A 12,320-nucleotide genomic window follows, 5' to 3' on the forward strand; every position below is an offset into this window, starting at 1 on the left:
CGCGTGAAATTCTGGGGAAACATCATGCTGAAGAAACTGGCTGCTCTCAGCCTTGCCGCCGGCGTCATCATTCTCGCCGCGCCGACCGCCGCCTCGGCGGCGTCGTCCGACTCCTATGCCGAAAAGCCGAGTGTGACGGTCAACGACCCGATCATCGACATCTGCGACGTCTCGACCATCGTCTTCGAGGCCGGATCGTTCCAGCCCTCCGAGGTCGTGGGCGTCTCCGTCTCCGGCCTCCGTGCCGAAGAGGCCGAGATCTCGGGCAACACCGCCGCTGCCGACGGTAGTCTCACGGTCTCGTTCCGCCCGCCGTCCGGCGGTTCCGGAGCGTATGCGATCACGTTCACGGGCGCGGGCGCCAACGCCGCGGCTCGTGCGGCGTCGGTCGCCGGCATCGGCCAGTACACCGCCGTGATCACGGTCAGCGGCACGTCGAGCTGCGCCCACGACCCGAGCGTCGCGGCTGCCGGCACCGAACTGCCGCTCACGGGCGACGGCTCCATCGAACTCGCGCTCACCGGCGGAAGCATCTCGCCGTGGATGATCGGCGGCGGTGCTGCGGCACTCGCTGTCGGCGGCGGTCTCGTGGTCATCGGAGCCACCCGCCGCAAGCGCGCCTAGATCCGATCGTCGTCTCGTGCGGCGGTCGACTGGACGACGGTGATCCCTCCCCCTCCGATCACCGTCGTCTGGCGAATCCGGTGACACACCGGAAGCCCACGGCCTCTTCCACACTCTCCCGAGGAGGCCGTGGGCACATTCATGCCCCGGTGCGGCGCTTCCGCCGTGACCTCCGTCAGGGTGCGGGACTCGGCGTCGGCGTCGGCGGGTGAAGCGCCTGCTGGATCATCTCGTGGATGTGAGAGTAGTCCGGCTGGAACTCGTCGACGCCCTGCTCCGGGGTGAGCTCGATCGTGTTCACCGGCAGTTCCTTGGCCTTCATCATCAGATCGAAGAACTCCGGAAGCTTGTCCTGCGGAAGATCCGTGCTGATCAGCGCCGTACCCGCCGCCGCCACCTCATTGAACCGGGTCAGAACGGTCTGCGGAGTGAACTGCGCGAGGATCGCCGCCTGCAGTTCGCGCTGGCGCTTCATGCGATCCCAATCGCTCGTCGTGTACCGCGAGCGCGCGTACCACTGCGCCGTGTCGCCGTCCATGTGCTGCGCGCCGGGCTCGATCCAGCCGATCGCCCACTCGTTCACATCCGTCCCGTGCCACCCCTCGGGCGGGCCGCCCTTCGGTAGACGCTCCGTCACCGTGATATCGACACCACCGAGCGCGTCGACCAGATCAGCGAAGCCGTGCATGTCGACGAAGACGTAATAGGGGATCTTGATCCCCAGTACGCCTTCCGCGGCATCCTTCGTCGCTTCGATACCGGGCTCGGAGCCCTGCGCCTGCGCGTCGGGGTAGAGCCCCGTGCCGTTGTCATCGCGGCACACCTCTGCCGCATTGCGGACGTGGTTCATCCAGCCGTTCCAGCCGCAGGTCGATGAACCATGGCCCTCGAAGCCGTTCGGGTAGAGCTCCTGCATCGGGCTGCCCTCGCTGAACGGGGCATTCGGCAGCTCGCGCGGGATGCCGGTGATCGTCACCGCGCCCGTGTCGGCGTTGACGGAGACCACCGAGATGCTGTCGAAGCGCATGGAGTCGCGACCGTCGCCGCTGTCGGCGCCGAGCAGCAGGATGTTGTAGTAGCCGTCGTCGGGCGGCAGACTCGGCCCGCTCTGCCCGAAGATCGAGCTGATGGTGTTGCGGGTCGATCCTACGACCGTCGCTGCATAGGCTGCTCCCCCACCGACGAGACCGAGCAGGATCAGTGCGACGACGGGGATCGCGAATCGCGATGCCGTAGGCACCTTCACCAGTCGCACCATGCGGAGCACGTCGAAGGTCAGCACGACCCAGAGCACCACATACACGACGAGGAGGATCTGCACGAGTGTGAGAACGAGAGCGGAGAACCACCCCGCGCCCACGGTCAACCACAGCAGCACCGGGCGCGCGAAGAGCGCCAGACCCGCCGTGACGATGACGAGGAACCAGGCGAGCAGGGTCGCCCGCAGACCGATGCGTCCCAATCGGCGGTTGCCCGCGACGATCTGAGCGGAACCGGGGATCAGCACGTTCAGCGCGACCAGCCACCAGCCGCGCTTCGCCATCGCCCCCGCGTCGGCGGAGTCCGGATGCCGCATCGGCCGGGTCTCGATCAGCGGCCGCCCACCCGCCCGCGGCGGCGCGAGGGTCACAGGGAGTCCTTCAGCCGTTCGTTCTTGGCCTCGACCTGGGCCTCGAGCTCGCGCGCGTAGTCCTCGACGCGGTCGGCGAGAGCCTCATCGGCGGTCGCGAGGATCCGCGCGGCGAGCAGACCGGCGTTCCGCGCTCCCCCGATCGACACGGTGGCGACGGGGATGCCCGCGGGCATCTGCACGATCGACAGCAGGGAATCCATTCCGTCGAGGTAGGCGAGCGGCACCGGCACACCGACGACGGGCAAAGGCGTCATCGAGGCGAGCATGCCCGGCAGATGGGCCGCGCCGCCGGCCCCGGCGATGATGACACGCATGCCGCGGGCACGAGCCTCGCGAGCATAGCTCATCAGTTTGTCGGGCGTGCGGTGCGCCGAGACCACCTCGACCTCGTGCGCGATGCCGAAGTCGGTGAGTGCCTGGGACGCGTCGCTCATGACGCGCCAATCAGAGTCGGATCCCATGACGACGCCGACCAGGGGCGCGGCGGAAGAGTGCAGTGGCTCGGTCACCACAACAGGCTACGGTCTGGTGCTGGAGATTGCCCCCACGGCACGCGGCCGACGGGCACCCTCGTCCGGCGAATCAGGCGAAATGCGCGGCCGCGGCGCGCGCCACGTACACCGCGTCGTCGAGGTCGCTCGATGAGACGTTCACGTGCCCGACCTTGCGTCCGGGCCGCGGATCCTTGCCGTAGGTGTGGATCTTCGCCTCCGGGTGCGCGACCATCGCGCTCGCGAAACGGTCCCCGAGCCCTCCCTCGGCGGGACCTCCGAGGATGTTGACCATGACCGACCACGGCGCGCGCGGTGCCGTGCTGCCGAGGGGAAGATCCGCCACGGCGCGCAGATGCTGCTCGAACTGGCCGGTGACGGCGCCGTCCTGGCTCCAGTGGCCACTGTTGTGGGGGCGCATGGCCAGCTCGTTCACGAGGATGCGCTCATCGTCGGTCTCGAACAGTTCGACGGCGAGCATCCCGGTGACGCCGAGGCCCTCGGCGATGCGGACGCCGATGCTCTCGGCCACCTCGGCGAGGCGCCCGGCGGCCGCCGGTGCCGGCGCGATCACCTCGGCGCAGACGCCATCGCGCTGCACGGTCTCGACGACGGGATAGGCCGCGATCTCACCGCTCGGGCGGCGTGCCACCTGCTGTGCGAGCTCGCGCACGAAGGGGACGAGCTCCTCGACCAGCAGCGCCTCGCCCGCGGGCACGGCCGCGAACCAGTCGCGTGCATCGCTCGCCGCACCGACGACGCGCACACCCTTGCCGTCGTACCCGCCGCGCGGGGTCTTGACGACGCCCTGGCCGTCGTGGGCGTCGAGGAAGGACTGCAGCTCCTGCTCGGAGGCGACCGCCGCCCAGTCGGGCTGGGGTACTCCGAGGTCCGCGAGGCGCGCGCGCATGACCAGTTTGTCCTGGGCGAACTGCAGGGCGTCGGGTCCCGGGTGCACGGCCACACCGTCAGCGACGAGGGCGCGCAGGATCTCCTGCGGGACGTGCTCATGATCGAAGGTGACGACGTCGACGTCGGCGACGAAGGCGCGCACGGTCTCGAGGTCGTGATAGTCGCCGACGGCGGTCGCGGCGAGCTGGGCCGACATCCCCTCGCCCTCGGCGAGCACTCGGAGATCGAGCCCCAGTTCGACCGCCGGAGCGATCATCATCCGAGCCAGCTGTCCGCCGCCGATCACGCCCACACGCAAAGCCATGTGCCGTCTCCCTTTCGTCTCGACCATTCTCGCGCATCACCGTCGGTGCGGATGACATCCCAGGAGCCCAAGCGCACGGCGGTGCCAGCGCCCGTCACGCGGAGATGAAGCCCTCGGTGCCGCTCTGTGCGTCGCGGTGGGCGAGGATCTGACTGACCTCGATCTGATCGGCCAGAGTCTCGTGCACGAGAGTGACGTTCGGCACGTTGACCAGTCGCAGCGGAGCGTCGACACCGTTCGAGAGCGTGATCGTACCCGCGCCCCACACGCGCTGCAGCGGGCCGCGGCGCACTCCGATCGTGTACCCGCGAGCGTGCGACATCTCACGGCGGTTGCGCGCGCCCACACCTGCGTGGACGATCACCCGCCGGGTCGTCACCGTCGTGGAACGTGCGAGCCACACGGTGAACGGAATCACGACGAGCAGCAGTACCGCCCCGCCCGCGGCGGACAGCAGCATCCAATTCTCGAACGGCGCCGGGAGGTTGTCGTAGAAGTAGGCGGTCGCCCCGAAGGTGGCCACCAGGACGAGCGCCGACCAGAAGAGTCGACGCGCATGACCGCGGAAGCGTGCGATGAGGCGCTCCTCAGACGGCGCGCCGGGCGGCGGCATCATCGGCCGACCGCTGAGCGTCACAGGGTGCGTCACCCCACCATTGTGCCCGGGATCTCCGACATCGACGCGCGGGCGGGCGGCGTGTCAGTCCGCGAGAGGGCGCACGTGCACGACGTCGCCGGCGGAGATCGGGTGGTCCTCCCGGCCGCGGCGCACCACGAGACGTCCCTCGCGGTCGAGCTCGCGCGCGATGCCCTCGAGCGTCCGCTCCCCCGGCAACGACACCCGCACGGCACGACCGAGAGTCGTGATCCGCTCCGTCGCCACGGCGTACAGGCCGCTGGAGACCGCGTCGTCGGCATGGGCGAGCGCCACGAGGTGCGCGTCGAGACCCCGGAGGTAGTCGGCGAGCAGCCGATCCTCATCGACCGCGGCGCCCAGCACGGCGAAGGAGGTCGCGCTGGGGACGGGCAGCTGTTCCGCCGTCATCGCCGTGTTGACGCCGGCGCCGACGATGATCGCGTCTGCCGTCGCTTCCGCGAGGATGCCGCAGATCTTTCGCTCGTCGACGAGTACATCGTTCGGCCATTTCACGCCCACCGCATGCGCGGGGAGCTGTGCGGCGACGGCATCCGCCATCGCGATCCCCGCGATCAGGGGGATCCACCCGCGGAGCGCCGGCTCCACCGAGACGCGCACGACGACCGAGATCGCCAGCGCCGCCCCGTCGGGAGCCGTCCAGAGGCGATCCAGCCGCCCGCGGCCGGCGGTCTGGTTCCGGGTGACCAGTGTCGACAGGTGCGGCCAGCCGAGCGGATCGTCGGCCAGCAGCCGCAGATCGGCGTTCGTGGATGCCGACGTCGGCACGTACTCGATCCGGGGGGCGACCTCTCGCGCGAGCGGAAGATCCATGGTCAGATCTCCTCCTCGTCACCCTCTTCGTCGTCGTCGTCGAGATCCGGCCGGAGGGCACCCATCTCGTGCGCCTCCCAGTCATCCCACTTGGCCATGAGCTGTTCGATGCCCGCGTGGAACTTGGCCGTCGCGGCGCCCGGAGTCGTGTCGCCGAAGTAGTGCTGCACCCACATGCGCAGACGCGCGATCGCCGCATCGTCGGCACGGACCCGCTCGACCTCCGACACGATGTCGGCGGCGGCATCCGCGGTCAGCCACTCGCAGTCCGAGAGATAGCCCGTCGTGTCGATCGAGGCGCGCTCGTCGGCCGGGCGCGTGATCATCAGGGGCTTGCCCGAGGCGAGGCGGTCGTAGACCATCGCCGAGATGTCGACGACGGCCACGTCGGCGGCCGACAGCTGCCACCCGAGCTCGGGGCCGTCGTCGTACACGTGCTGAGCGCGCGGGTCCGTGGCATTCGCCGCGGCGATCGCGGCGATGATCCGACGATGCGCCGCTCCGTAGTCGTGGTCGACGACACCGCTGCGCGGGTGCGGTCGGTAGATGACGCGGTGCGATCCGGTCGCCAGCAGCGCCGACACCAGCCGCTCGCCGTGCGTGGCGATCGACCCGTAGTGCGCGCTCGGCCGGTCGCCCTCCCAGGTGGGCGCATAGAGGACGACAGTGCGGTCGTCCGGGGTGTAGGGGAGCTCACCGGAATAGTGATCGGCCTGCGGCCGGCCGATCTCGATGGTGCGCCGATCGACGTCGTAGGCCCAGAGAGTGCGCGAGAGACGGTCGCGCGCCGCCTGGCCGGCCACCATCGCGTAGTCGTACGCCTTGTACTGGTTGGTGGTCATGTACATCTTGTCGGACTCGCCGTGGTTGATGAACACGTGCCAGCGGCGTCCGTAGCGGAACATCTGGAAATTGCGGGTGTTCTGGTTGACGTACAGCACGATGCGGATGTCGTGCTGCGCGACGAACTTCTCGAGATCGCGCACAGTCGGAACGAACGCGACCGGAGGGGCGTCTTCGGCGAGCAGCTTCTCGGCTCCCGTCGCCTGCCGCGCGAGCACGACGACCGGCCAGCGCTTCGACAACTCGGCGAGCGGCCGGTACCACTGGCGCATCTGGTACATGTTCACCGCACCGTCGGCGAAGTAGACCCCGATCTTGAAGTGCCCTTCGGGGAACTGCTCGCTGACCGCGAGGCGGCGGCGCACGCGCTGCACGGCCGTCCTCGAGGCGACCGCCCGCTTCAGCAGACGGTACGCCTTCTTCGCGTCGGAGAATGCACCCATCCCTCCAGGATACCGAGCCGGGAACAGGCCCGAGGTCTCGATCAGCGAACGTCCGACGCCCCATGACATGATCGACGGATGCAGCAGGACGATTCGCACGCGCCGCCCGTCGGGGTCTCCTTCGTCATGCCCGTGCTGAACGAACGCGGGTACCTGGAGCACGCTGTGCAGTCGGTCCTCGCCCAGGATCTCGACGTTCCCGTCGAGCTGATCCTCGCCCTCGGCCCTTCGACCGACGGCACGACCGAGATCGCGAACCGGCTGGCTGCCGACGACGAGCGCATCCGCCTCGTCGACAACCCCGCCGCACACATCCCGGTGGGTCTGAACGCGGCGATCCGCGCGGGCCGGTACTCGACCGTGATCCGCGTCGACGCGCACTCCGAGCTCTCCCCCGGCTACGCCGCCCGAGCCATGCAGACCCTCGAACGCACGGGTGCGTCCAACGTCGGCGGCGTGATGCACGCCGAGGGACGCGCACCGTTCCAGAAGGCCGTCGCCCGTCTCTACAACTCCCCCGTCGGCCTCGGCGGCGGCGCCTATCACGGCGGCGCGCACGAGGGCGAGGCGGAATCCGCCTACCTCGGCGTGATGCGCCGAGAGGTCCTCGACGAGGTCGGTCTCTTCGACGAGACGATCCGGCGCGGCGAGGACTGGGAGCTCAACCTCCGCATCCGCCAGGCCGGGCATCGGGTCTGGTTCGATCCCACTCTCGCGGTCACGTACTGGCCGCGCGAGAGCTGGGTGCGCCTGGCGCGCCAGTTCCGAGCCACCGGCGCCTGGCGCGGAGAGCTCGTGCGACGATTCGGGCGGCGCAACGGCATCCGTTTCTTCGCCCCTCCGGTTCTGGTGCTGCTCACGATCGTCGCGGTGATCGTCGGCATCCTGCAGCTCACCGGAGTGCTCAGCGGTCTCGCCTCGCTGATCGCCTCGATCGTCTACGCCCCGCTCGCGGCGTACGCCCTGCTCGTCGTGGCCGTCGCCGCCGCACCGGGCGGGGGCGGCGTCCGACAGCGGCTCTGGACGCTGCTCGTGCTGCCGACGATGCACCTCGCCTGGGGCTGGGGGTTCCTCGGCGGCGTGCTGCGCGGAGCCGGGGACACCGTCGATGCCTCTCGCCTCGGCACCCGCAACACCCCGTTGCCCTGACGCGTCTCGGCCAGGACCTGCCGCGGCCGGTCAGGCCGTCAGGAAACCCTGGTCGAGGATGCGGTCGACGACGCGCTCAGCCGCTCGCCCGTCGTCGCGCGCGTTGAACTGACGCCGCCACGCGTCGTAGCGTTCGGCGTACACCTGCTCGTGATCGGGCGCGGCGAGTGCGCGCACGAGTTCGTCCTGACTCCCCACGAGCGGCCCGGGAGCCCGGGCGTCGAGATCGAAGTAGAACCCGCGCAGAGTACCGCGATAGTGCCCGATGTCGGGCACGAGGAAATACATCGGCTTGCCGGTGACGCTGAAGTCGAACATCACCGACGAGTAGTCGGTGATGAGGGCGTCGGCCACGAGGAGCAGCTGAGCCGTCTCGGGATAGCCGGTCACGTCGATCACGCGCGCCCCCGCGTGGTCGCGTCCGGAATCGAGCGTGCGCGAGTGCCCGCGCACCAGCACGACCGCGTCGGTCTGCTCGGCCAGCCTCTCGGCATCGATGAAGTCGACCATCTCGGAGCGGTCGTCGCGCCAGGTCGGCGCGTACAGCAGCACGCGCTCGTCGGCTCCGATGCCGAGCGCCGCGCGGATCACGGCCGGATCGGTCGTCGTGAGCGCGTCGTTGCGCGGATATCCCTCGACCCAGATCGGACGCCCGAAGAACGCATACGCCTTCTTGAGGATGCGCTCGGCGTAGGTGTTCTGCGCGAGCAGCACGTCCCAGCGCCGCGACTCCTTGACGACGGCCGCCATCCGTCGCGGGTCGAAGCCCGGACGATGCAGCGCGAGCCGCTTGAGCGGAGTCCCGTGCCACGTCTGCAGCACCTTCTGGCCGGGCTTACGGGCGAATCTCCGGCGCAGCCAGTCGTTCACGACGAGCAGGCGCGCCGCTCCCCGAGCGTGCCACCACTCCGGGCTTCCCTCGACCACGGCGATCGCCCCCTCCGGCACGGGGACCGAGAAGTCCACCACGCTCCAGTAGCGACGGACGTCGGGGGCGCGCTTCGCGATCTCGCGGTCGATCGCCTGCGGATTGCATCCGACGCTCCGGCCGTAGAAGCTCTCGAAGAACACTGCGTTCTCGGTGCCGCCGGCCTGGGCGACGTAGCGCTCCTCGAGCGTGGCCTGCCCCTCGGCGGTCTCGTAGATGGGATCGACCGGTGCGGCGATGTGCACGGCATCCCCGGCGACCGTGACGCGGAGCCCGGGCAGCAGCACCGGAGCGACGTCGATGCCCTCCAATGCCGTGCCGTCGACCGTCAGGCGGTACCGACCGGCGGGAAGCGGGAGTGCGGGGCCGCCCCACCGGGCGGCCTGCAGCGCGAACTCAGCCTTCCAGCTCTTCCCCCCGCCCGACAGCCGAGCGTCGACGCGCGCGCGCGGGCCGACCAGCTCGGCGTGCGCCGGGCGCGGTCCGGTTCCTGCGATGATCAGCGTCTGCGCCGACTCATCGATCCGGGCCGTTGTCATACTGCTCCCTTCGGTGCGCGGACTCCCCGCGCGCGGATCGCGCCGTAGACCCGTTCGGTGTTTCGGCCGTCGCGGAAGGCGTGCATCTCCGCGCTGAGCGTAGCGGAACGGACGGACCGCTCCGTGAACGCCGCCTCGTCGGACAGCAGCCCCTGGAGCTGCTCCAGCACATCGGGCCAGGAGGATGCGGCATCCGCTCCCGCGACATCGCGGAAGCGACCGTAGAAGCCGCGCGAGCGCGCGTACTCCTCCGCGTCGGGCGCGAGGTAGAGCACAGGCATCGCCAGGAGCCCGACGTCGTAGGCGAGCGACGAGTAGTCGGTGATCAGCACGTCGACGGCCGGCAGCACGGGGGTCACGTCGGCGAGTACGGAGGAGCCGAGCATGCGCACCCGACGACTGGGCAGGGGCGGGACGTACCCTCCCTCACCGAGCGGATGCGATCGAATGACCAGGGTCGCGTCGCACTCCTCGAGCACTCGGATGATCCGCACCCAGTCGTCGGCCGAGGGAACGGCGGGGTCCGCTGCCCCGTCACGCCAGGTGGGCGCGTACAGCACCACGCGCGACGGTTCGGGAAGGCCCTCGAGCGCCGTGCGCAGTCGGGCGGATGCTCGCACGCGGCGCTCCTCCGGCGATCCCTCCGACAGCACGTCCACGCGCGGCTCACCGGTGACGACGACGCGGTCGCTCGGCAGTCCGAACGCCGACTCCAGGCGCCCGCGCGAGCGGTCGGAGGCGGCCGGGAGTACGCGGATCCTCTGCGCGGCCGCCCGATAGAGGATCGCGACGGCTCGCCGCAGGATCCCGGCTCCCGGGAGGTTCGGAACCTGCGTCGTCGCGGGTGAATCGAGTCCGATGCGTTTGAGGGGGATGCCGTGCCAGAGCTGCACGATGAAACCGCCGCCGTCGGCATACCGGTTGATGTCGCCGAGACCGTGCGTGACGACGAGGACCCCGGCGCGTGCGGTCGCCCACCAGCCCCGGATGCTCGATCGGCGGAGCGTGCGGATGCCGAGCGCCGCCGCCTCGTCGTCCTCCCGCTGGGAGCGGGTCAGCCAGACGGCCTCGTGGCCCAGCGCGGTGGCGTGACGATGGAGAGCGAGCGCCCCGTCGCCGATCCCGGCGCCGCATCCGAACACCCACCGGTCGCCACGCGGCACGACGAGCGTGCCGAGGCGCCCTGCGAGGGAGAGCGGGATCCTCAGCAGCTTGGCCGCATTGCCGGACCCGAAAGAGAAGGACGCCACCTCGCGAGCCTATCGCGGAGGTGGCGTCCTTCTGTGGGCGGCGGGATCAGCCGGCGAGTTCGCCGAGCGTCACCTCGATCTGGTATTCCTTGCCGCCGCGGATGTAGGTCACCTTCGCGTCGCTGCCACCGGCCGCGGCGCGCACCTGAGCCGTGAGGTCGCTGGCACTCGTGATCGGCACGCCGTTGAAGGCGGTGACGATGTCGTCGGCCTTGAGGCCGCCGGCTGCCGCCGCTCCCCCGCTGGTCACATCGGCGATGTAGGCACCGGCGACATCGGCATCCTGCACCGATGCCGCGTCCTGCACCGATGCGCCGAGCAGGCCGTGGGTGGCCGCACCGTCGGCGATGATCTCTTCGGACACGCGCTGGGCGATGTTCGACGGGATCGAGAAGCCGAGACCGATCGACCCGGACTCCTCCGACGATCCGGAGCTGGCGATCGCGACGTTGATGCCGATCAGCTCGCCCTTGCTGTCGACGAGCGCGCCGCCGGAGTTTCCGTGGTTGATCGCGGCGTCGGTCTGGATCACGGCGATCGAGATCGACTCCGACGTCTGCTGCTGGCCGTTGCCCGGCAGATCGAACTGGAACGGACCCTGCTGGCCGTCCTGCTGACCGTCCTCGGGCGCCTGTTCCTGCGGGGCATCCTCGCTCGACGAGTCCGGCAGGGCGGACGACGCGATCTGGATGCTGCGGTTCAGCGCACTGACGATGCCGGTGGTGACCGAGTTCGACAGCCCGAGGGGCGCGCCGAGCGCCACGGCCGTGTCGCCGACGTTCAGCTCCGACGAGTCGGCGAACTCGATGGGCGTGAGGTCGGTGGCATCCGTGAGCTTGATGACCGCGAGATCGTAGATCGGGTCCGTCCCCACGACGGTCGCGGAGTAGATGCGACCGTCGGAGGTCGTCACGCGGATCGTGGGGTCGGCCACGGCACCGCCCAGCGTCACGACGTGCGTGTTGGTGAGCACGTAGCCGTCGTCGCTGATGATGACGCCCGAGCCGCTGCCGGCCTCGCTGGAGCCGGCGACCTCGATCGTGACCACCGACGGCAGCGCCTTGGTGGCGACGGCCGTGGTCTCGTTCACGGAGCCGGGATTGTTGACCGTGACCGTCTGCGGACCCTCCGCCACGCCGGTCGAGGGCGTGGTGCCGACGGCGTTCCAGATGGCGCCGCCGCCGAAGCCGGCGACACCTCCGACGAGCGCGGCGGCGACCACGATGGCCGCGAGACGCACGCCGCCGCGCGGCTTGGCCTCCTTGGTCTTCGCGTTCGGATCGGCCGGTGCGTCACCGAGGCCGAGCGGCGCGGTGCCGCCCAGGGGTACCGTGGGCTGGGCGTGGGCGGAGCCGGAGTGGAGTCCGAATGCGGCGCCCTGTGACGTCGCCGTCGAGCCCGCGAACGGAGACGCGGTGACCGGAGCGATCGAGGGTGCGGGAGCGGGCGACGCGAACGTCGAAGGCACCTGGTGACCCGTGGTCGGCTGCGGCGCGGGAGCGGACTCGGCGGCCACCGGGGCGGCGGGCTCTGCGGCCGGCGCGGCGGGGATCTCAGCGGCGGCCTGCGGCGCCGAACGGTCGGCGACCTCTGCTGCCTCGGTGGACGGCACGTCGGGTGCCGAGTGGTCGGGGGTGTTGTCTTCGTTCATGGTGTGTGCTCCTTCAACAACGCCCCTTCAGAGTGCTCTCCGAGTCTGTGCGTTTCATATGGCGAAGGTGAGTTTCCCTTATGGC

General features: G+C 70.1%; 11 protein-coding genes. 2 read left to right on the plus strand and 9 right to left on the minus strand.

Annotated elements, in window-relative coordinates; all coding sequences use genetic code 11:
* The first annotated feature begins 24 nt into the window (after positions 1-24).
* On the plus strand, positions 25-624 hold the full coding sequence (locus ACIPVN_RS04545; protein WP_400440045.1) for a hypothetical protein: 600 nt from the start codon (positions 25-27) through the stop codon (positions 622-624).
* A 175-nt stretch (positions 625-799) separates the two neighbouring features.
* Here the strand turns inward: ACIPVN_RS04545 and ACIPVN_RS04550 are convergent, their stop codons facing one another.
* The 6 genes from ACIPVN_RS04550 to ACIPVN_RS04575 all read right to left on the minus strand — a co-directional run bounded on the left by ACIPVN_RS04550 (position 800) and on the right by ACIPVN_RS04575 (position 6,718).
* A complete protein-coding gene (locus ACIPVN_RS04550; protein WP_400440048.1) occupies positions 800-2,254 on the minus strand; it encodes an LCP family protein in 1,455 nt (484 codons plus the stop codon).
* Positions 2,251-2,718 (minus strand): 5-(carboxyamino)imidazole ribonucleotide mutase, encoded by a 468-nt coding sequence (gene purE, locus ACIPVN_RS04555; RefSeq protein ID WP_400443301.1) that lies wholly within the window; start codon positions 2,716-2,718, stop codon positions 2,251-2,253. The genes ACIPVN_RS04550 and purE overlap by 4 nt, the downstream gene beginning before the upstream one ends.
* 121 nt (positions 2,719-2,839) lie before the next feature.
* Complete coding sequence (locus ACIPVN_RS04560) at positions 2,840-3,964, minus strand: 5-(carboxyamino)imidazole ribonucleotide synthase (RefSeq protein WP_400440050.1); 1,125 nt, start codon at positions 3,962-3,964, stop codon at positions 2,840-2,842.
* A gap of 94 nt (positions 3,965-4,058) precedes the next feature.
* On the minus strand, positions 4,059-4,613 hold the full coding sequence (locus ACIPVN_RS04565) for a PH domain-containing protein (protein WP_400440053.1): 555 nt from the start codon (positions 4,611-4,613) through the stop codon (positions 4,059-4,061).
* 51 nt (positions 4,614-4,664) lie between these two features.
* Complete coding sequence (locus ACIPVN_RS04570) at positions 4,665-5,432, minus strand: biotin--[acetyl-CoA-carboxylase] ligase (RefSeq protein WP_400440056.1); 768 nt, start codon at positions 5,430-5,432, stop codon at positions 4,665-4,667.
* Positions 5,433-5,434: 2 nt separating this feature from the next.
* On the minus strand, positions 5,435-6,718 hold the full coding sequence (locus tag ACIPVN_RS04575; protein WP_400440059.1) for a CDP-glycerol glycerophosphotransferase family protein: 1,284 nt from the start codon (positions 6,716-6,718) through the stop codon (positions 5,435-5,437).
* Positions 6,719-6,796: 78 nt separating this feature from the next.
* On the opposite strand from ACIPVN_RS04575, the gene ACIPVN_RS04580 reads away from it, so the two are divergent.
* Positions 6,797-7,867 (plus strand): glycosyltransferase family 2 protein, encoded by a 1,071-nt coding sequence (locus ACIPVN_RS04580; RefSeq protein WP_400440062.1) that lies wholly within the window; start codon positions 6,797-6,799, stop codon positions 7,865-7,867.
* Positions 7,868-7,897: 30 nt separating this feature from the next.
* Here the strand turns inward: ACIPVN_RS04580 and ACIPVN_RS04585 are convergent, their stop codons facing one another.
* From ACIPVN_RS04585 to ACIPVN_RS04595, 3 genes are read right to left on the minus strand one after another with little or no spacing between them, the layout of a single operon-like run.
* Positions 7,898-9,334, minus strand: coding sequence for a CDP-glycerol glycerophosphotransferase family protein (locus ACIPVN_RS04585; RefSeq protein ID WP_400440065.1), 1,437 nt, complete (start codon positions 9,332-9,334; stop codon positions 7,898-7,900).
* The gene (locus ACIPVN_RS04590; protein ID WP_400440068.1) at positions 9,331-10,584 is read right to left on the minus strand and encodes a CDP-glycerol glycerophosphotransferase family protein; all 1,254 of its coding nucleotides are present in this window, start codon (positions 10,582-10,584) and stop codon (positions 9,331-9,333) included. Before ACIPVN_RS04590 ends, ACIPVN_RS04585 begins: the two co-directional genes overlap by 4 nt.
* Before the next feature lie 46 nt (positions 10,585-10,630).
* On the minus strand, positions 10,631-12,235 hold the full coding sequence (locus tag ACIPVN_RS04595) for a S1C family serine protease (protein ID WP_400440071.1): 1,605 nt from the start codon (positions 12,233-12,235) through the stop codon (positions 10,631-10,633).
* Positions 12,236-12,320 lie beyond the last annotated feature (85 nt).

Source organism: Microbacterium sp. NPDC090003, assembly GCF_044748385.1.
In the GTDB taxonomy this organism is placed as follows: domain Bacteria; phylum Actinomycetota; class Actinomycetes; order Actinomycetales; family Microbacteriaceae; genus Microbacterium.

Coding starts and splice junctions, on each gene's coding strand:
- ACIPVN_RS04545 (WP_400440045.1), top strand. CDS start 25: ATGCTGAAGAAACTGGCTGCTCTCAGCCTTGCCGCCGGCGTCATCATT.
- purE (WP_400443301.1), bottom strand. CDS start 2,718: ATGGGATCCGACTCTGATTGGCGCGTCATGAGCGACGCGTCCCAGGCA.
- ACIPVN_RS04560 (WP_400440050.1), bottom strand. CDS start 3,964: ATGGCTTTGCGTGTGGGCGTGATCGGCGGCGGACAGCTGGCTCGGATG.
- ACIPVN_RS04570 (WP_400440056.1), bottom strand. CDS start 5,432: ATGGATCTTCCGCTCGCGCGAGAGGTCGCCCCCCGGATCGAGTACGTG.
- ACIPVN_RS04575 (WP_400440059.1), bottom strand. CDS start 6,718: ATGGGTGCATTCTCCGACGCGAAGAAGGCGTACCGTCTGCTGAAGCGG.
- ACIPVN_RS04580 (WP_400440062.1), top strand. CDS start 6,797: ATGCAGCAGGACGATTCGCACGCGCCGCCCGTCGGGGTCTCCTTCGTC.
- ACIPVN_RS04585 (WP_400440065.1), bottom strand. CDS start 9,334: ATGACAACGGCCCGGATCGATGAGTCGGCGCAGACGCTGATCATCGCA.
- ACIPVN_RS04595 (WP_400440071.1), bottom strand. CDS start 12,235: ATGAACGAAGACAACACCCCCGACCACTCGGCACCCGACGTGCCGTCC.